This is a genomic window from Corynebacterium sp. 212_CJEI, assembly GCF_001055915.1.
GTDB lineage: Bacteria > Actinomycetota > Actinomycetes > Mycobacteriales > Mycobacteriaceae > Corynebacterium > Corynebacterium jeikeium_D.
The window spans coordinates 104,329-122,897 of sequence record NZ_JVPT01000078.1 but is presented as its reverse complement, the minus strand read 5'-3'; the positions used below and the strand labels follow the sequence as shown (position 1 = coordinate 122,897).

The 18,569-nt window shown below is 58.3% G+C and carries 14 protein-coding genes; 9 read left to right on the top strand and 5 right to left on the bottom strand.

What is annotated here, in order from left to right; all coding sequences use genetic code 11:
• Positions 1 to 95: 95 nt before the first annotated feature.
• The 3 genes from ADB02_RS10545 to ADB02_RS10535 are packed head-to-tail and all read right to left on the bottom strand — an operon-like array spanning position 96 to position 3,291.
• Positions 96 to 737: a response regulator transcription factor gene (locus ADB02_RS10545; protein WP_049191039.1), complete on the bottom strand. Its 642-nt coding sequence runs from the start codon at positions 735 to 737 to the stop codon at positions 96 to 98.
• Positions 734 to 1,903 (bottom strand): sensor histidine kinase, encoded by a 1,170-nt coding sequence (locus tag ADB02_RS10540; RefSeq protein ID WP_049191037.1) that lies wholly within the window; start codon positions 1,901 to 1,903, stop codon positions 734 to 736. The genes ADB02_RS10545 and ADB02_RS10540 overlap by 4 nt, the downstream gene beginning before the upstream one ends.
• A gap of 56 nt (positions 1,904 to 1,959) precedes the next feature.
• Positions 1,960 to 3,291 carry an MFS transporter gene (locus ADB02_RS10535; protein WP_049191035.1) on the bottom strand — a complete coding sequence of 444 codons (1,332 nt, stop codon included), beginning with the start codon at positions 3,289 to 3,291 and terminating at the stop codon, positions 1,960 to 1,962.
• 187 nt (positions 3,292 to 3,478) lie between these two features.
• Here ADB02_RS10535 and ADB02_RS10530 point away from each other — a divergent pair, with 187 nt between their 5' ends.
• The 3 genes from ADB02_RS10530 to ADB02_RS10520 all read left to right on the top strand — a co-directional run bounded on the left by ADB02_RS10530 (position 3,479) and on the right by ADB02_RS10520 (position 7,969).
• The gene (locus tag ADB02_RS10530; RefSeq protein ID WP_005510532.1) at positions 3,479 to 3,958 is read left to right on the top strand and encodes a universal stress protein; all 480 of its coding nucleotides are present in this window, start codon (positions 3,479 to 3,481) and stop codon (positions 3,956 to 3,958) included.
• Positions 3,959 to 4,154: 196 nt separating this feature from the next.
• The gene (locus ADB02_RS10525; RefSeq protein WP_005510537.1) at positions 4,155 to 4,349 is read left to right on the top strand and encodes a DUF2613 domain-containing protein; all 195 of its coding nucleotides are present in this window, start codon (positions 4,155 to 4,157) and stop codon (positions 4,347 to 4,349) included.
• Positions 4,350 to 4,378: 29 nt separating this feature from the next.
• Positions 4,379 to 7,969: an alpha-(1->3)-arabinofuranosyltransferase domain-containing protein gene (locus ADB02_RS10520; RefSeq protein ID WP_049191032.1), complete on the top strand. Its 3,591-nt coding sequence runs from the start codon at positions 4,379 to 4,381 to the stop codon at positions 7,967 to 7,969.
• A 6-nt stretch (positions 7,970 to 7,975) separates the two neighbouring features.
• Here ADB02_RS10520 and ADB02_RS10515 read toward each other — a convergent pair whose 3' ends face one another.
• The gene (locus tag ADB02_RS10515; protein WP_241482472.1) at positions 7,976 to 9,196 is read right to left on the bottom strand and encodes an acyltransferase family protein; all 1,221 of its coding nucleotides are present in this window, start codon (positions 9,194 to 9,196) and stop codon (positions 7,976 to 7,978) included.
• Positions 9,197 to 9,452: 256 nt separating this feature from the next.
• Here ADB02_RS10515 and ADB02_RS10510 point away from each other — a divergent pair, with 256 nt between their 5' ends.
• Both ADB02_RS10510 and ADB02_RS10505 read left to right on the top strand, forming a co-directional pair.
• Positions 9,453 to 10,613: a DUF3068 domain-containing protein gene (locus ADB02_RS10510; protein WP_049191031.1), complete on the top strand. Its 1,161-nt coding sequence runs from the start codon at positions 9,453 to 9,455 to the stop codon at positions 10,611 to 10,613.
• A gap of 81 nt (positions 10,614 to 10,694) precedes the next feature.
• Complete coding sequence (locus ADB02_RS10505; protein WP_049191029.1) at positions 10,695 to 12,527, top strand: hypothetical protein; 1,833 nt, start codon at positions 10,695 to 10,697, stop codon at positions 12,525 to 12,527.
• On the opposite strand, the gene ADB02_RS10500 is transcribed toward ADB02_RS10505, so the two are convergent.
• Positions 12,507 to 13,685 (bottom strand): glycosyltransferase family 4 protein, encoded by a 1,179-nt coding sequence (locus ADB02_RS10500; RefSeq protein WP_049191027.1) that lies wholly within the window; start codon positions 13,683 to 13,685, stop codon positions 12,507 to 12,509. The two genes, ADB02_RS10505 and ADB02_RS10500, sit on opposite strands and share 21 nt — an antisense overlap.
• 93 nt (positions 13,686 to 13,778) lie before the next feature.
• Between ADB02_RS10500 and ADB02_RS10495 the strand changes: the two genes are divergently transcribed.
• From ADB02_RS10495 to ADB02_RS10480, 4 genes are all read left to right on the top strand, one after another.
• Entirely contained in the window at positions 13,779 to 14,633 is an 855-nt protein-coding gene (locus ADB02_RS10495; protein WP_241482471.1) for a class I SAM-dependent methyltransferase, read from the top strand.
• Between the two features lie 99 nt (positions 14,634 to 14,732).
• Positions 14,733 to 16,310: a type I restriction-modification system subunit M gene (locus ADB02_RS10490; RefSeq protein WP_049191026.1), complete on the top strand. Its 1,578-nt coding sequence runs from the start codon at positions 14,733 to 14,735 to the stop codon at positions 16,308 to 16,310.
• Positions 16,303 to 17,352 carry a virulence RhuM family protein gene (locus ADB02_RS10485; protein WP_049191023.1) on the top strand — a complete coding sequence of 350 codons (1,050 nt, stop codon included), beginning with the start codon at positions 16,303 to 16,305 and terminating at the stop codon, positions 17,350 to 17,352. The genes ADB02_RS10490 and ADB02_RS10485 overlap by 8 nt, the downstream gene beginning before the upstream one ends.
• Positions 17,349 to 18,566 carry a restriction endonuclease subunit S gene (locus ADB02_RS10480; RefSeq protein ID WP_049191020.1) on the top strand — a complete coding sequence of 406 codons (1,218 nt, stop codon included), beginning with the start codon at positions 17,349 to 17,351 and terminating at the stop codon, positions 18,564 to 18,566. Before ADB02_RS10485 ends, ADB02_RS10480 begins: the two co-directional genes overlap by 4 nt.
• Positions 18,567 to 18,569: the final 3 nt, after the last annotated feature.

Sequence of the window (18,569 nt, the reverse complement as noted above, 5' to 3'; positions counted from 1 at the left end):
TAGATAGCCATAAGCCCCGCATCGACTCCAGTTTGAGAGGAGTCGGCGCGGGGCTTTTGCGCGGGCACGGTTTATACCAAAGACAACGGCAAAGCCTAAGTCGGTGGCGCGGTATATCTCAGCCACCGCAACACTGCTTTGACACGACGGTTGTTATCTTCCGGTTGGAAGCCAAGCTTCAAGAACACATTCGCCACATGCTTACTCACAGCGCCTGCGGTTAGTACTAGGCGTTTTTCTATTTCCTTATTACTAAGCCCCTGCGCCATCAGGTCCAGCACTTCGCGCTCACGTGGAGTCAGCTCGGCGATGCCGTCCTGCTTTGCGGCCAGTAGCGTCGCAACCACTTCAGAATCGACCACGGTACCGCCACCACGCACTTCTTCCAGCGCCGCAACGAAGTGGTCGACATCCGAGACGCGTTCCTTAAGCAGGTACCCAAAGCCACCATGCTGCAGCAGGCGATCTAAGTAACTGGCCGCCACGTATTGGCTGAGCACCACAACCGGCTGGTCGGGGTTGTCCTGGCGAAGTGTGGAGACCGCGAGCAGTCCGTCGTCACGCATGTTCGGCGGCATTCGGACATCGGTGACGATGACATCGAACACCTGCCCTTCGGCGGTGGCGAGCAGCTGATCCGCATCGCCGACGGCGACGACCTCGTGCCCCAGTGCCCGCAGCAGGCCGGTCAGCCCCTCGCGCAGGAGTACGGAGTCCTCTGCCAGCAGTACTTTCATCGCGTCCTTCCTTGGCGAATCGGCAGTTCCAGCAGCAATTGGGCTCCACCGTCGGCGTTGGTGAGTTCCACGGTTCCACCGAGCGCTGCCGCCCGTTCGCGCAGGCCCGCAATGCCGGTTCCACTGTCATGCTTTACGACGTCTACAGCGTCTGCACTCGTTGGTTTTTCCAGGCCTTCGCCATTGTCGCGCACAGTGACCGTAAGCGTACCCAGATGGGACACGAGCGCCTTCTTCGGAGTCTGAACCCCGAGAGTGATATCAGCTCGATCGGCATGGCCATGCTTGGTGGCGTTGGTCAGCCCCTCCGCTGCGCAGTGGTAAGCGAGCAGCGCTGTGGTTTCATCAATCGGGCCGAAGTCGGAGACACCGTCCTCACGAACAGAAACCTCCATGCCAGAGTGCGCTGCCAATTCCTCTACTGCTGCGACTAGGCCATTTTCGAAAAGCACTGGCGGGGCAATGCCAAGCACCACGGAGCGCAGCTGCGCAAGAGCCTGCGTTGCATTGCGGTCGGCGGCAGAGAGTGCCTCGGCTACCTTTTCCTCAGTCTTACCCATGCGAGCAGCGGCAATGTTGAGTTTCAAGGCGGTCAGGTGCTGCTGCGGACCGTCGTGAAGCTCGCGCTCAATGCGACGGCGCTCGCCTGAGAAAGAGTCGATGAGCACATCGCGGGACTGGCTGACTTCCTCACTGGATGGTGCGAGGATGACGCGAGAGAGCCAAATGGACAGCAGGCCGGCACCGAGGTTGATGGCGATGGTCAGCACCAAAAAGAGGATGGCGAAAACCCAGGCAACCCCGATTTTCTGTGTGGGGTCAGTCAGAGTCCAGCTGAAAAACCGCACTTCATCAACCAGGAATGGTGCAGCGAAGAGCACTCCGACAGTGAACCCGCCGCCGACCCACGCTGTGAAGGTGACAAAGCCAATGGCCAACTGCACGAGCAGGTTGACGAAGTTGCGGATGTCGAACCAGCGATTGGTCACGCGGTTGGCGATTGGGGTGCCGGACCACGATGCTGCCCACCGGGAGAGCCAATCGGCACCGCGGCCAATGAGCGGAATCCAGGGCAGAAGAAAAGCGGAGACAATCAATCCCGGAATGAACAGCAGTCCGAGAATAAAACTCCAGGCCAGCGCGATTAAATTCTTTTTCTTTGTCATAGTTTCAAAGCTAAGTTGGCCCGTGTCCAAATACAGTGGAGCTAACTCCCCTAAATTCAGTCGAGCTGAATACGCCCCGGCTTCTTTTCGCCGATACCTCGGTCGGCCAGTTCGTCATCAATGTACGTTGGCCGACCGACAGCCAGCCCAAGCACTGCAAGCACGACCGTAGTACCAAGCAGTACGACCAGAATAGGTGTCCACGTTTCCGTCGTTCCAGCGGCCACACCCACCAGGAATGGCCCGACTGCGGAGAAAATGTAGCCGATTGGCTGCACGAAGCCGGACAACCTCGCGGTCAGCTCATGGCTGCGCGTGCGGCCCGGAATCAGCGCGATAGCCATGGGGAAACAAAACCCGCCCACACCCAGCAGGAAGGCAGCGCCAATCGCATACCTCACACCAGTTTCCGCCGCTCCCCGCTGGTCGATCAGAATCATCAACGCATACCCGAGGAAGAAAAGGCAGCCGAGAACAAAGGCAACGTAGGACATGGTGCGGAGCCGTGCAATCAGCGGCGGCATCAGCAGTCCGCCGATGATGCCCAACCCTTGAACAATCATGGACGCTGCAGTGGCTATGTTTACGCTGATACCTGCGTCGATAAGCATTTTCGGCATCCAGCCCATGAGCACGTAGGCGTTCATCGACTGCACGCCGAAGAAAACTGCCAGTGCAATGGCTGTCGGTGACTTCCAGATTGGTGTGCTTGCCGAGGCACTGACCGGCGCCTTCGGGTAGTCGAATCCGATGCGTGCACGCAGCGGCAACCACACGACGAGCTGCACCAGGGCGGTGATTGCCCATGCGGCAAGCGCCCAGCGCCACATTTCGATACCACCTGCAGATGTCTCGGGAGAATCGCTAATCAAAAATGCCGTCGCTGGCCCCAGTCCACCGCCGAGGGCGAGCATGCTGGAGTACAGCATCATCAGCACGACCGTATGGCGACCACCGTGCACCTTAATCCACGCAGGTAGCAGCACATTTCCCAGCGCAATGCCAGCAACCGACAACGCAGTAAACAACAGGAATAGCCAGATGCTGCTCACCCACGGGCGCACCGCAAGACCGACGAATAGCAACGCTGCAGACAGTGTGAGTGCGCCGCTTAAACCCATGCGCTTGCCGACGGACACCGCGGACAACCCAATCGCGAAAAACGCGAGCCCCGGAATGGCCGTAATCAGACCACCAAAGGCGGAGGATGCGCCGAGGTCGGAGAGGAGCTGATCGAGCACCGGACCAATCGACGCAATACTCGGGCGCAAGTTCAGCGCCGCGACGATTACGGCGATAACAAGAACGGGAACGCTGAGCGCGATGGCATTCTTCGAGGACCCAGCAGCCTTTGGCTGTGGTTGCCCTGGTTTTTCTTCTATCGCCATAACAATGGACGTTACCGCTTCCTGCTAATGACTCTCTAGCCGACCCGAGCCCGCTGGTTCGGGGAAGCTTAAAAAAACTAGCGTGCTGAATGTTGCTGTTGTCCTATCCTGGACTACAACGACATCTCTTTTTCTTTATCTATTGACAGTCTTTCGGCTATCTCTGACGTAAGGATTGAACTCAAAAATGGTTGAACCGATTTCTGATTCCATGCTCATTGCCTACGACGGCTCCGACGAAGCCAAGCGCGCGCTGGCCTATGCCGGAAAACTGCTGCGCGTTAAGAAGGCCTACATTCTGACTGCCTGGGAACCCCTGCAGCGCGCTGCAGCTCGCACTGCTGGCGCCTCTGGCATGATGCAGCCCGACTGGGATGCCACGACTGAAGACGGCGATCCGGCTCACGACGAGGCCGTCCGTATTTGCCGTGAGGGTGTACAGATTGCCGCTGAGGCTGGCTTCGTCGCGGAGCCCTACTTGGTAGAGACTGAAACTACTATCTGGTCGGCCATCGTCGATGCAGCTCACGACCTCGATGCGGGCGTGATTATCTCCGGCACTCGTGGTGTGACTGGTTTGCGTGGTCTGTTCACCGCCTCGACCTCTGACGCGTTGCTGAAGAATGCTGGCCGTCCGGTCCTCGTCGTTCCGGGGGAAAAAGAATAATTTCTAGAAAATTTTTAAAAACTTACTTAGCTGATAGAAAATGGGTTAATCTCTCAACTAAGAAAACTCAATGACCACTGAAACCGCTCAGGATTCAAGGCGGGGAGAGAATCCCAGCTGTTCCACTGGTTTACAGAAGTCACAGAGTGTAGTTTTATAAACAGTATTGACTTAATGCACACGAGGAGTCCACAACATGGCATACGAAACTGATTCCGAGCAGCGTCGTAGCGTTGGCCCTGCCCTGGCCTCGGCGCTCATTGGCGCCCTTCTCGGTGGTGCCGCTATCTTCGGCATCGGCCAGGCTCTGACCGAAGACCGAATTCCGGAAGCACAGGCTGTTTCCACCGATGACGCTCTGCTTGGCGGTGTCGAGTACGGTCAGCGTTAAGTTTTTAACGCTAACCCTCCTTTAGAGCTATGCCCACCTTTGTTCGAGCGCGTAAGCGCGTGCTTGTACCTTGGTGGGCTTTGCTGTGCCTGCTGGCATTCGTCCAGTCCCCCGGCAAGACTGTCGCTGACACAAAGCACGACCTGACAGAAGACCCCATCAGGTTTTTGTCCGCCTCGCTCAACATGTGGTCAGACACCATGCCGCTGGGACAGCTCCAAAACCAGGCATATGGCTATCTCTTTCCACAGGGCGCATTCTTCGCGCTGTTTAGTTTGCTGCCCGATGTCCTAGCGCCTGGCTGGCTGATTCAGGCGCTGTGGTGGAGCCTTACTCTCTGCGTGGCTTTTACCGGCGCATATCGCGTGGCCGAAGCTATAAACGTCGGCACGCATACCTCTCGCGTATTGGCGGCATTGTTGTACGCGTTGTCGCCGCGTGTGATTACGACGTTGGGCGCGATTTCGTCCGAGACCTGGCCCGTCGCGCTGGCACCGTGGATTCTGCTTCCGCTCCTGCGGGTCGCAGCCCGGCGCGAGGAACTGCCCTGGCGTGCGACCGCCCGTGCCGTATTGCTGTCCGGTCTAGCGGTACTGTGCACTGGCGCGGTCAATGCGGTCAGTACAGCGGCGGCTTGCATCCCCGCAGGTCTGATGCTGCTCTTCTTCGCTTTTACGGGGCCTCGTCGCGGGCGTGCGTGGGCGATGCTCGGCGGTTGGCTGGCTGCGTGTGCGGCGGTCAGCATGTGGTGGATTGTGCCGCTACTCCTGCTGGGCAAGTACTCACCACCGTTTACGGACTACATTGAGTCCTCCGGTGTGACCACTCGTTGGTTGAGTCTCGGCGAGACGCTCCGCGGTTCCACTTCGTGGACTCCGTTTGTCTCTTTCGAGCGAGTCGGCGGAAATGCGCTGGTCGCGGAGCCCATTCTCATTTACGCCACCCTGGCTGTAGCGGCGATTGGCCTACTTGGCTTGGTCATGCGCTCGCTGCCGCTGCGTCGAATGTGGCTGATGATGCTGCTCATCGGGCTTGTCATCATGGCGGCCTGGACGGAGCCGTTCGGGCTGGTGTGGGAATCGGCTCGAGAGGTGCTCGATTCCACGCTCGCAGCAGTGCGCAACCTGCACAAATTTGACACTATTGTGCGTCTGCCACTTGTTATCGGCTTCGCTCATGCGACAGCCCAGCTGCCATGGCCGTGGCGAGAGCCGGCGAACGAGCACACGAACGAGACGGCGAGCGATTCAGCGACCACTGGCTGGCAGCAGTGGCTACACCCGGAGAAGCACCCGCGCGCTATCGCATCGATGCTGGTTCTGGTGGTTATCGCCAGTGCCACTGCCCCTGCGTGGAGCGCACGCCTCGCCCCGACAGGTAGTTTTTCCGAGGTTCCGGGCTACTGGCACGAAGCGGCCGACTGGCTGAATGCGCAGGGCGAGGACACCCGCACGCTGGTGATGCCGTCATCGCCATTTGCTGATCAGACATGGGGCAATACTCGCGACGAACCGCTCCAGCCGCTTGCCGACGTGCCCTGGGCCGTCCGCGATACGGTGCCGCTAGTGCCTCCAGAGGCGATTCGCGGCCTCGATGGTCTGCGCAATTCACTGACTCGGGGCCGTGAGGTACCGGCACTGGATGCCACCCTGCGCAACAACGGTATCGGCTACGTGCTGGTCCGCCACGACTTGAGAGTTACCTCGAGGGGCGATTCGCTGCGCGCCATCACTTCCACGCTGCAGGACTCTCCGACCATGGAAAAGGTGGCGGAGTTCGCGGACGAGGACGGCCATACCGCTATCCAGATTTGGGGTGCGGGCCCGAAGGAGCTGCGCAATCACGCACTTTCACCGCGGTTGGTGGACACTACCCAGGTGCCGCTGGTCGCCGGCGGCCCCGAAGTGCTCCCGCGGCTTGACGAAGTCGATTCCGATGCTCCGGTGCGCATCCTGTCTGGCAAGGATGCCGGCACTGTCACCGACACACCCGCCCGCCGCGGCCGCAACTATGGTGAAGTCGTCGGTGCGGAGTCAGCAATCCTGGCCGAAGATGAGGATTCATATGTCCGCAACCTCGTTCCGGACTACCCCGTCGTGGGACTGCCACTGACGCAGACAGCAACGGGTCGCGCCACAATTGAGGTTTCGTCGTCGGCCTCTGAGCCATACAACGTCGGTGGTGCATCGGCTGACCACTCGGTCAACGCAATGCTCGACGGCGACACCTCCACCTGGTGGGAACCCTTGGCGGGCAAGAGCCAGGCTGAGTGGGTCAAACTGTCGTGGAAGGAACCGACCGATAACGCAGTGCTCAGCCTGACCGGTGCTCGCGTTCCAGTGCAACTGCGCATCCAGACTGATACGGCTTCGAGCTCCGTACAGTTAGTCCCGGGTGAGACGACTCGTATTCCGCTGCCCGGCGGCAAGACCACATCTGTGCTCATCACAGCAAAGATTGCTCCTGTAGGCTTTGCTATCTCCGAGCTAGGCCTGGTGATTCCACAGCGAGACACTGGCTTCGACGCATTCGAATCCAGCAGCCCCGATTCCGATGAAGAGGCGGAACTTTCCACCGAGGATATAGCGGAGGACCTCACGCCGGTTCGTGTCCCGGTGGTGCCGAATTCCTCTTCGCTGGCTCAGCGTTGGGTCTTCGGCCAGGAGATTCACGAGGGCACGCTGGTGCGCCTGTTCACCGTTCCAAAGCCGGTAAAGGTAAAGGTCGATGCTGATACCTGCCGCAGCAGCATCGGAGCCCCGTGGGCCAGCCTCCAGCGCGGTGACGGCTCTGATCACCGCGAGCTGACCTGCGGTGAAGAGATTGAGCTCTCACCGGGGCCATGGCGCATCGATGCCAAGTCCGATTGGGTGTCGCTCACCTCGACTGACTACTTCGCGCCGTCAGCTGAGCAGCAGAAAGTGACGCCAATCGATCTGAACAATCCCATTGACGCTGCCGACCACGATCGCATCGTGTGGTTGCCAATCTCTGTCAATGCTGGCCATGAGCTCCGTGTCGGAGGCGCCGCCATGAAGCCGGTAACGGTCTCTGGTTGGCAGCAGGGTTGGACGATTCCGGCCGGTATTGGTGGTGCGGTCGAGCTGACCTACCCACCGCAGCAGACCTGGCGTACTAGCATCCTGGCAGGCGGCGCACTCGCAACCGTGTACGCACTGGTCACTGTGGGGCTGGCTTTCGCTTGGCGACGCTTCGCTCTCACCACCCCGATTCCCGCGTCTTCGCTGAGCAATGACTTGCCGCGGGCGACTATTGGCATTGCGGCTGCCGCGACAGTGACGCTGGTATCCAGCTGGCCTGGCGTGGTCGTTGCCCTCGTGGTGGTTGCCACTACCCTTGGTGCGGTTTTCTGGGCACGGAAGCGTGGGGACGTCGTCAAGCCATGGCTGAACGTGCGAAACGCCCTTATTGTGACACTTGCTGCGACGATGTTGATTGCGGGCTTGGTGCTGGCGGCGAACCCGTGGCCGAAGGATGACTACGCCGGTGCCGACTGGCCGCTGCAGTTACTGGTGACGGCGGCGCTGACGATCGTGGCGTGCTGCTCGATGCTTTCCGGTGGCGGTGCTGATAACGACACCGACAACACCGCTGATTAAAAGCCGTTAGCGGTTGACCCAGACGCGTGCGAAGAAGCGGCGGGCAGGTTCCTCGACGAGCGCGTAGGAGGCGGCGGCCACCGGAATCGACAGTGCGACCGTGACAATGGTGACACTGAGCAGATGTCCGGTGAACAGCTTCACGCCAAGCAGCGGGAATGCAATGGAGAGCATCGCCACGTGCCAGAGGAAGATACCGTACGACCAGCGCCCTAGCGCCTGCATGATGGGGTGTTCAAGGAAGCGAGACTCCGGCGCTATCGTCCAGGGGCCGATGATGGCGGCACCGAAGACCAGACCGCACAGCAGGCGGCGGGTGAATTCCCAGTTGGTGAGCTCGACTAGCCCTTCGGGACCCAGGTAGGAAGCCAGAACCAGCGCACCAACGGCGATCGCCAGCCACAGCGAACGGCGGCGTGCCCAGCGCTGCATGGTCTCCACCTTCGCGCGGGCGGCATCGGTATCGACGCCCTGGAGCGATTCCAGCTCGGCGAGAATCATGCCAGCTGCGAACCAGGAAAAGTAGGCAATCGGCTGAATATGCGGGTTAACGCCTTCTGGGTACGGCAGTGGCAGGTAGGGCCAGCCGAAGCTCAAGATCGCAAGCAGGGAAATTGCCACTATGCGGCGCCCCTGCTGGCGATGCGGGTCCAACCGGCTAAGCCCAATGGCAAACAGCGGCAGCGAGATGTAGAACGCGACCTCCACCGACAACGACCACAGGTGCGTCAACCCACCGTGCAGCGAGCCGGAGAAATACACCTGTGTCAGCGTCAGATTTGTTAGCCAAATCTTGAGATCCGCGCCGCGCCCCACCGGCAGTGCGATGAGCACAATAAGCACTAGCACCCAGTACGCGGGCATAATGCGCGCGACGCGCTTCTTGTAGTACTTCGCCCAGCTCTTCTTCCGTCCGCCGTCGGCATCGGACAATGCTTTACGACGGGGAATTCCGCCGTAACCCGAGCGGTGAGAACGCCACAACAGGAATCCGGACAGCACGAAGAAAACGGCCACGAAGAAGTCGAAGCGGCCGAGGATGCGCTCCCACAGGGCTCCCACATCATGCCCGGTCTGGAATGCGACGTGCGTGCCGATGATGCCCATCGAAGCCACAGCTCGCAGGCCCTCCAGCGAAGGCAGGAAGCCTGGGCGGAATGTGGTGGCAGAGCTCGATGCAGTGCTGGATCCCGAGCTGGATACAGTGTTCGGCGTAGAGTTCGGCACAGAGCTCGACACTGTGTCTTGCCCAGCGTTTGGCGCTGCCGCATATGCCTTGGACGTCATAGTACTTTCTTACACGGATACCGGAATGAGTAAAATCACTTGTATTTTATTATGAAATAAGTCCTGTTCAGGCCGGTTTTTCCAAAACTCTTTTGTTTTCCCGACAAGTTATTTTTAAAAAACACACCACATAACTCCTAACTTCCTGCTAGGTTTTGCAGCAGAAAGTTACGTACAGTTAAAGGACTATCCGCTGATGAAGAGAACTCTCGGACATGCACTGATTATTATCGGTGCTGCATTGATTGTCATTGCCGTCCTTCTGCCAACCTTCCTGGTGCCTCGCCTCCGGGTCATCCCACTTGACACTGTGAGCGATACCATCACGGAGGTGCGCGACGGCACTCTGTTGGACTCCAGCCAGCTGGGCAAGAATGAGCCAACGCCAAACCGCAAGAATGACCCGCGCTGCAAGGCAGAGACGGACGAAGAGAAGCGCGATCTCCCGGTCCACTGCTTCATCAACGACAAGACTCCGATGCAGTCGAAGCGCCACGTTGAGATTGAGGAGCCGGCTGACGACAAGATTGCAACTCTCCAGGTCGGTACCACTCTGCTGCGCGATGACCGCGAAGAGCCGAAGAACCTCATCAATGCGACCCTCGACCGCATCACTGTTGACCGCAGCACTGCGTACCCGGTAGATGACCCGATCTCCAGCGTTGCTATTAACGCACCGCAGGGTGGTTCGGACACCAAGCCGCCGACGTTCACCCGTCCGGGCATCCAGTACCAGTTCCCGTTTGGTGCTGAGAAGAAGTCCTACCCGTACTACGACGTCCAGGCGATGCGTAACTTCGAGATTGACTTTGTCGGTGAGGAAACTCAGGATGGCGTCAAGGTTTACAAGTACTCCATGACCATTCCGCCGCAGAACCTCTACGAGTCCCTGACCGAGCACTTCACTCGCGACGGCCGCAAGCTCACCGAGGCTGACAAGTCCTCGCTGGCTTCCATGCGCCTGAGCTTCCCGGCTCACAAGTGGGGCCTGGAGGGTGACGACGACGTCGAGCTGGATCGTTACTACACCAACGTCCGTACTGTCCGCGTCGAGCCGACCTCTGGCGTGATCGTCAACGGTACTGAAGAGATGTTCATGTTCTACGCCAAGGATCAGAAGGAAGCCGAAGAGATTGCTTCTAAGGCTGGCCGTGAAAAGGAGGCCAAGGAGCAGAACCGTACCGCGATGAAGTACACCGCTCAGTGGGACGAAGGCTCCAAGGGCCGCCAGATGGACCGCGCTAAGGAAGCCCGTAAGTCGCTGACTATCGGTGGCACTGTCGCACCGTGGATTCTCGGTATCCTCGGCCTGGTTCTCATCGTGATTGGCTTCCGTGTTCGCAGCAAGTCCGCCTAAGACGCGAAACTACGGTGCCACAGGCTCTCGCTTACCCTAAGTTTCACTGAGGAAAGCGAAAAATAATTTAATATAGGGCACGTGACACAACGTTTCCGCACTACTCTGACCCAGTCGGCTCACTCTCATTCGGAGCGAGTCGCCTGGGTTTTTGTGTTGTCGTGGATTCTCCTGCTGACCGCTGCCGTGTGCTGGCCGCTCTTTGTGCCCCACAAGGCCCCGGCCGATGGTCGCTTTGGGGCACCGATGTTTCTGCTGCGCGACATGGTCATCCCCAATCACCCACCGCTTACCGACGCGGCCCTGGGACTCGGCCCCGCTGCGGCACGAGCTGTTCCGCAGGACACCGCACTGTGGGCACTGGGCTACTTTGTGGATGCCAGCCATTGGGTGCGCTTCGGCATGGTGGGCGCCTGTTTGATTGGTGGTCTTGCAGCTGCTGAGCTCGCCCGCAGGTTCACTCGCCACGGCTCGGGCACCAGTAGCGCATCCGGTGCGGGCCTTGTACCCATGACTCCGAGCTTAGCCAGCCAGCTGATTGCACCGACGATGCTGCTCTGGAACCCGTTTGTGGTCGAGCGTTTGCTCCAGGGACAGTGGTCACTGGTCATCGCCGTATTGCTGCTTCCGGCAGTTGTTCTGGCAACGCAGATGGGTAGTGCCTTGTGGCGCACCAGCGCAATTGCCGCTGCGGGTCTCACGCCGACCGGTGCCCTTTTGGCTGGTATCACCGGCATTGTTACCGCTCGCAATAGCCGCGACCGCGCTTGGATTGTGGCCACAACAGTAGCGGTCAGTTCACCGTGGCTAGTGGCATCTTTGCTGAACCCGAGTGCAGCTGGGTCCTCCGATGCGGCTGGCGCTGCCGCATTTGCGGCCAGAGCAGAGGCACACGTCGGCACGCTCGGCAGCCTGTTGGGATTGGGTGGCATCTGGAATAAGCAGGCTGTGCCACTGACGCGCGAGGTTGGTTTTTCGGCGATTATGGTGCTGGCACTCCTGGTGCTTATGGGTCTGGGATTCCGTCGTGCCTGGCATTCGCAAGAGCGCTGGCGGGGGCTGATTATCACTGGCGCCACGGCCATCATGCTCGTCGCTCTCGCCGCAACAACGCCGGGCATTTTGATGATGGGTTGGGCGCTGGAGCACATCCCGGGCGCGGGCCTGCTTCGTGATACGCAAAAGTGGATCGCGCTCGCCGTCCCCGCCTATGTCATCCTCGCCGCAAGCGGTGCGGAATACCTGGCACGCCGCGCTCGCGGGACCACCGCCAACATCGGCCAGTGGTTGGCTACTGGCGTCAGCGCGCTCATCATCATCGCCGCTGTCCCCACGCTGCCCGCCGATGTCGCTCCACTCCGCCCCATTCCGTCATGGGAAGGATGGTCGGCGGTTTCCGGTGTGGTCGCGCTTGACGACGATCGCGTTGCGGTTCTACCTGCCGGTTCTTACCGCATTATTAATGGGCGTCCTGTCCTCGACCCGGCTACGAAGATTTTGCCCGCTCCGGTGGTGAGCTCCGGCGAACTGATTGTCTCTGGGCAGTCGGTGTCTGGCGAGGGAGCCACAACCGTTGAGCGCACGCTGCTCGGTGGTGCGAAGAGACACGAGGAGCTTGAGTCTGCGCTCCAGAGTCTTCGAGACCAAGGCGTTGGCTGGGTCCTAGTGGAGAATTCGCCCGGCAACTTCGGCGACTCCGCTGACATTGTGGCAGCGTTAGACCCCGTCTATGAAACACCTGACCTGCAGCTATACCATGTCCCCGGTGTAATCGAGCCGGCCACACAACCAAGCCAGGGGGCCTATGCAGCTGCGTGGACAGCCTTTGGAATCTGGACTCTTTGCCTACTCGCTGGGCTGCTGGCGGGACTACTGACTGGAGTAATGGAAGCGCTACTGCCCCGCCGCAGGTAGCAGCTTGTCCAGTGTTGGGTTTTCCAAGACATTCAGAACTGCCTCACCGGTCTTGTCCCAGCCAAATTCCGCGGCACGGGCGACGCAGGCCTTGGACATTGCGCGATGCAGTTCACCGTTATCGAGAATCTGTCGTGTCTTGGTAATTAGGTCCGCTTCATCGCTGGCCAGCAGGCCAGTTTCACCGTCGTTGACCGAATCGCGCAAGCCCGCCGAGGAACGGTAACCGACCGTCGGCACGCCGTGCTGCGCCGATTCGATGACGGCGAGCCCCCAGCCCTCCTTGCGCGAAGGCATCAGGTGCAGACACGCCTTGGAGAGGATGCGGTGTTTATCCGCCTCGGTGACCTGCCCGTGGAATACCACGTGGTCCGAAACGCCCTTGTCACGGGCATATTCCACCAGGTTGTCGTGCCACCATCCCGAGCCAATAACATCGAGAATCGCACCTGGACGATCTTGTACAAGATCTGCAAGCACATCGATGGCGTGCTCAATCTGCTTATGCGGAACCAATCGCGACAGCGTCACCAAATGCGGTGCTGGACCGTCGCACTCGGATAGGTCCGCCATGATTTCGGTCGACTGCAACTCCTCCGGAATCGGGTCCACACCATTGCGGATTACCGCGATGCGCCCCGGCGACACTCCAAGTTCTACCAGTTCAGCGGCACTTGGCTCGGAAACTGTGATGTAGCGGCAGCGGCGGTGAATCATCGGCGACAGACGCGACTCGATGAACCACCCAAGCTTGCTAATAATCGGCCCTGCCACTGGCCACTGTTCGCGGTGGCAGTGATGTGTTAGCAGCACCGTCGGTGCGCCGGAGAAAATCCGCGCGAAAAAGGGGACACCGTTTTGGGTGTCGACCACGACATCCGGCTTGCCGCCGAGCACCTTGGCAATTGGGCCCACGCCAAATCGCGCACCCAGCATCGCGGTCCAGGAGCGCACATAGACGGAGAAGTTTCCACCAGCGCGGGAGAACGTCACGCCATCACGACGCGAAAGGGCTGGTGCGTCTGGGTAACTGGCCGTGCGGAACACCACGGTGTGACCTTGGTCGGCAAGGTAACCTGCGACGCGCTCCAAATAGCGCTCACTACCTCCACCTTCGGGGTGACCAGTGTCGCGCCAACACAACAGTAAGATTTTCATAACAATATGAGCCTAACGCTCGGCGCGGCTTTCGTTGCCGCTTTAGCTCAAATCCATACTCCCAAACCCAACCAGTCCATTAGATTGTTTGACGTGACCAGCTTTCGCTTTCCCGCTTTTATCGTCCCGCCCGCTCTGAAAGAGCTGCGCAGCTTTGCTACGCTGTCGCGCTCATTCGGGCTGCTCAACGACTTCAAATACGAGCAAACCGATCCCGATATCTTCTACGGGCACCTGGCCGAGGACACCATCGGCCTCCTAGAAGGCATCGCGGCTGGCGCGGATGGTGCGACGGGGTCGGCGGACGCAGGGGGCACGTCGTCAAGCGTTACGACGAACACCGCTCTGCGAGGCAAACGCATCCTTGATGTCGGCGGCGGCCCCGGGTATTTTGGCCGCGCATTTGCCCAGCGTGGCGTGGAGTATTACACCTGCGAGCCAGACGTGGGTGAGATGGCGGCGGCGGGGATCAAGCTGGAGTCGTCCGTACGCGGATCGGGGCTGGAGCTGCCATTTCGCGATGACGCCTTTGACCTGACGTACTCGTCGAATGTCGCCGAGCACGTGCCCGAGCCGTGGACGATGGGCGAGGAAATGCTGCGCGTGACCAAGCCGGGCGGGCTGGTCGTGTACTCGTACACCATTTGGTACGGCCCGTTCGGTGGCCACGAGATGGGGATGACGCATTACCTGGGCGGCGACCGCGCGCGACGTATGTATGAGAAGAAGCACGGCAAGCGACCGAAGAACTACTTTGGCGAATCCCTGTTCAAGGTCGGTTGCGGTGAAGGGTTGAAGTGGGCGCGCGCTGCGGCGGATGCTGGCGACTGCGAACTGCTGGCCGCATTCCCTCGCTACCACCCGTGGTGGGCCTGGTGGATGGTGCACGTGCCGGGGCTGCGCGAGTTCGCGGTGTCGAACCTGGTGCTGGTGCTGCGGAAGCGGTAGGGGGTCAGTTTCTCCCGGAGCGTGCTCCCCTGACTTCGTATCGTCTGCCACTAGACTGGAAACTCAAGCATTTTTACTGATTGAGCGGGGATTTTCACTATGAGTGACGCAGACCGGGCACAGCTGCACAGGACTATTTGGAACATCGCCAACGACTTGCGTGGCAGCGTGGATGGTTGGGATTTTAAGTCTTATGTGCTCGGCATGATGTTCTACCGCTTTATCTCGGAGAAGCTCACCGAGTACATCGATGACGGCGAACGTGCCGCTGGAAATGAGGACGCGGACTACGCTTCCCTTTCTGACGAGGATGCCGAGTGGGGCCGGGCCAGCATTGTCGAGGAAAAGGGCTACTTCATTGTGCCCTCTGAGTTGTTTACCAACGTCTGCAAGCAGGCGGCTGACGAGCACTACCGCGAGAACCTCAATGAACGACTGCAGCAGGTATTCAAAAATATCGAAGCATCTGCAAAAGGCACCGCTAGCGAAAGCGATCTTCAAGGGCTTTTCGACGACATCAACCTAGACAGCAACAAGCTTGGCAACTCGGTCATCGAACGCAATAACAAGATTTACGATCTGATGAGGCACATCGGCAATATGCCTCTCACCGTTAAAGCCGATGACAACTCCATCGACCTATTCGGTGATGCCTACGAGTACTTGATGGGTATGTACGCCTCTCAGGCAGGCAAGTCCGGAGGCGAGTACTACACGCCGCAGGAAGTCTCTGAGCTGCTGACCCGGATTACCGTGGTGGGAAAGAAGAGCGTGAACAGGGTGTACGACCCAGCTGTCGGCTCTGGTTCGCTGCTGTTGAAATTCAAGAAGGTGCTTGGCGAAGGCGGTGTCCGCGAGGGCTACTACGGCCAGGAAATCAACCTGACCACGTATAACTTGGCACGCATCAACATGTTCCTGCACGATGTGAACTTCGATAATTTCGACATTGCGCTGGGCAATACCCTCACCGAACCTGCACACTGGGATAACCAGCCGTTTGAGGCAATCGTGTCCAACCCGCCCTACTCCATCAAGTGGGAGGGCGACAACAATCCTCTGCTGATTAACGATCCACGCTACGCACCGGCGGGCGTCCTGGCCCCGAAATCGAAGGCCGATTTGGCTTTTACGATGCATATTCTCTCGTGGCTTGCGACGAACGGCACTGCCGCAATTGTTGAGTTCCCCGGTGTGCTTTACCGTGGCGGCGCGGAGAAGAAAATCCGCAAGTACCTGGTGGATAACAACTATGTGGATACGGTTATCCAGTTGCCGCCGGATCTTTTCTTCGGCACTACCATCGCGACCTGCATCATCGTGTTGAAGAAGTCGAAAAAGGACAATTCGGTTCTCTTCATCGATGCCTCCGCAGAGTTTGAGCGAAGTGGCAACAAGAACCGACTAAATGAGAAGAATCAGAAGAAGATTCTGGATTCCTTCACTGCCCGCGAGGATGTGGAGTATTTCACCAAGCTGGTGCCCGCTGAGGAGATTGCAGAAAACGACTACAACATCGCGGTTTCCTCCTATGTCGAGCCGGAGGACACCCGCGAGGTCATTGACATCGTGGAGCTGAATAAGCAGATTGTTGGCATCGTGGAGCGCCAGCGTCAGCTGCGCGAGGCCATCGATGAGATTGTGGCAGATCTTGAGGGAACCCGCACCGATGTCTGACACGAACGGCGACATGAGCATGGCGTCTGCGGGCGAGCTGGTGATGTTCCGCACGGACGACGGCGCTACTCGCATTGAGGTACGGCTTGTCGACGAAACCGTGTGGCTCACTCAGGCCCAGATGGTGGAGCTGTTTCAATCGTCAAAGGCGAACGTCTCCGAACATATTAGGAATGTGTTTGCGGAAGGTGAGCTTCCCAGGTCAGAGGCAACTGTTCGGAAATTCCGAACAGTTCAACTCGAAGGTTCAAGGGAAGTTTCGCGCGAGCGGGAGCACTACAACCTCGACGTGATTATCTCCGTGGGCTACCGAGTGAGGTCCTTGCGGGGTACTCAGTTCCGACAGTGGGCACTAGGGGTTTTGCGCGAATACCTGATTAAGGGCTTCGCCATGGACGATGAGCGGCTGAAAGAGGGCGGAGGCGGAACGTACTGGCGTGAATTGCTGGAGCGTATTCGTGACATTCGCTCTAGCGAGAAGGTCATTCATCGTCAGGTTCTAGACTTGTATGCCACCAGCGTGGATTACGACCCGCGGGCCGCTGTGAGTAAGAAGTTCTTTGCGACAGTCCAGAATAAGCTTCATTTTGGTGCTCACGGCCACACGGCAGCCGAGGTGGTTTACGAGCGTTCGGATGCCACAAAGCCAAACATGGGGTTGACGAATTGGAAGGGCGAGCGCATCACCAAGGCCGAGGTGGAGATTGCCAAAAACTACCTTGCCGAGGACGAACTAAAACGCCTGAATACCTTGGTTTCTGCCTACTTCGATGCGGCAGAATTCCGTGCGCAGATGCACCAGCCAACGTATATGGCGGACTGGATGGATCACCTCACCACAATGATTGCGGCCATGGGTGGCAAGTCTTTGGAGGGAGAAGGAACGGTTTCCCACCGCCAAGCTGTACAGAAGGCCCATGAGGAATACGAGAAGTACAAAACTGTGATGGATACCCAACCCAGTGGCGTGGAACGGGATTATCTCAAGGAAATCACTGCAGTTCAGAAACAGATTCAGCAAACACCGAAGGAGCAGAAGTGAACCAGATTGAAAAGCTCATCGAGGAACTCTGCCCGAATGGTGTGGAGCACAAACCGCTGGGCGAGGTTGGCACTTTCAGTCGTGGTGGTGGGCTCCAGAAGAAAGACTTCACCGAAAGCGGTGTCGGCTGTATCCACTACGGCCAGATTTATACCCACTACGGAATCTGGGCTACGGAAACTAAGTCGTTTGTCAGTGATGACTTCGCCGCTAAGAAGCGGAAGATGTTACCTGGCGATGTGTTCATCGCTACCACGTCTGAAAACGATGAGGATTTGGGCAAAGCCACGGCTTGGCTCGGCACTGAGGAAATTGTTACAAGCGGCGACGGTTATGTCTTTCGACACAGTATGAATCCAAAGTTTGTTTCATACTTTTTTAATAGTTCACTTTTCCACCGATCAATCGAGCGCTGGATTACTGGAACAAAAGTTCGTCGTATTTCTTCAGCGGCAATGTCGAAAGTGATGGCACCATGCCCTCCTTTAGAAATCCAACAAGAAATCGTAAAAATTCTCGATACCTTCCAATCGCTGGAAGCGGAGCTGGAAGCGGAGCTGGAAGCGGAGCTGGAAGCGAGGAAAAAGCAGTATGAATTTTATCGTGACCAACTGCTGACGTTTACCGAGAGAGAGAGAGTCCGGTGGGTGACCTTGAACGAAGTGGCCCAACGCATTTCCTCTGGTGGTACGCCTCGGTCCGGGACAAAAGAGTTTTACAACGGCTCAATCCCGTGGTTACGTACCCAAGACATCGACTACAGGGACGTCTATAAAACCTCAGCATCTATTACTGATGCAGGCCTCAATTCATCTTCGGCGAAATGGGTTCCAGAAAACTCCGTAATTGTGGCGATGTACGGTGCAACAGCAGCGAAAGTTGCGGTTAACAAGATTCCACTGACCACCAATCAAGCCTGCTGCAACATCACTGTAGATAGTGATATCGCACACTATCGATACGTTTATCACTGGATTGCTAAACAATACTTTATTTTGAAAAACCTAGGTGAAGGTTCCCAAAATAACCTTAACGCGAGAAAGATTAAGAACTTCCCAATCCCCATTCCTCCCCTCGAAGAGCAGCAGCGCATCGTGAATATTCTCGACAAGTTCGATGCACTCGTGAACGACCTCACCTCCGGCCTGCCAGCCGAAATTGAGGCGCGACGCAGCCAGTACGAGCATTACCGTGATAACCTATTCAGTTTCTAAGAC

Bases quoted from the DNA above. Each gene is read 5' to 3' on its own strand.
- ADB02_RS10540 (WP_049191037.1), bottom strand. From the start codon at position 1,903: ATGACAAAGAAAAAGAATTTAATCGCGCTGGCCTGGAGTTTTATTCTC.
- ADB02_RS10545 (WP_049191039.1), bottom strand. From the start codon at position 737: ATGAAAGTACTGCTGGCAGAGGACTCCGTACTCCTGCGCGAGGGGCTG.
- ADB02_RS10510 (WP_049191031.1), top strand. From the start codon at position 9,453: ATGAAGAGAACTCTCGGACATGCACTGATTATTATCGGTGCTGCATTG.
- ADB02_RS10530 (WP_005510532.1), top strand. From the start codon at position 3,479: ATGGTTGAACCGATTTCTGATTCCATGCTCATTGCCTACGACGGCTCC.
- ADB02_RS10500 (WP_049191027.1), bottom strand. From the start codon at position 13,685: ATGAAAATCTTACTGTTGTGTTGGCGCGACACTGGTCACCCCGAAGGT.
- ADB02_RS10525 (WP_005510537.1), top strand. From the start codon at position 4,155: ATGGCATACGAAACTGATTCCGAGCAGCGTCGTAGCGTTGGCCCTGCC.
- ADB02_RS10490 (WP_049191026.1), top strand. From the start codon at position 14,733: ATGAGTGACGCAGACCGGGCACAGCTGCACAGGACTATTTGGAACATC.
- ADB02_RS10485 (WP_049191023.1), top strand. From the start codon at position 16,303: ATGTCTGACACGAACGGCGACATGAGCATGGCGTCTGCGGGCGAGCTG.
- ADB02_RS10520 (WP_049191032.1), top strand. From the start codon at position 4,379: ATGCCCACCTTTGTTCGAGCGCGTAAGCGCGTGCTTGTACCTTGGTGG.
- ADB02_RS10535 (WP_049191035.1), bottom strand. From the start codon at position 3,291: ATGGCGATAGAAGAAAAACCAGGGCAACCACAGCCAAAGGCTGCTGGG.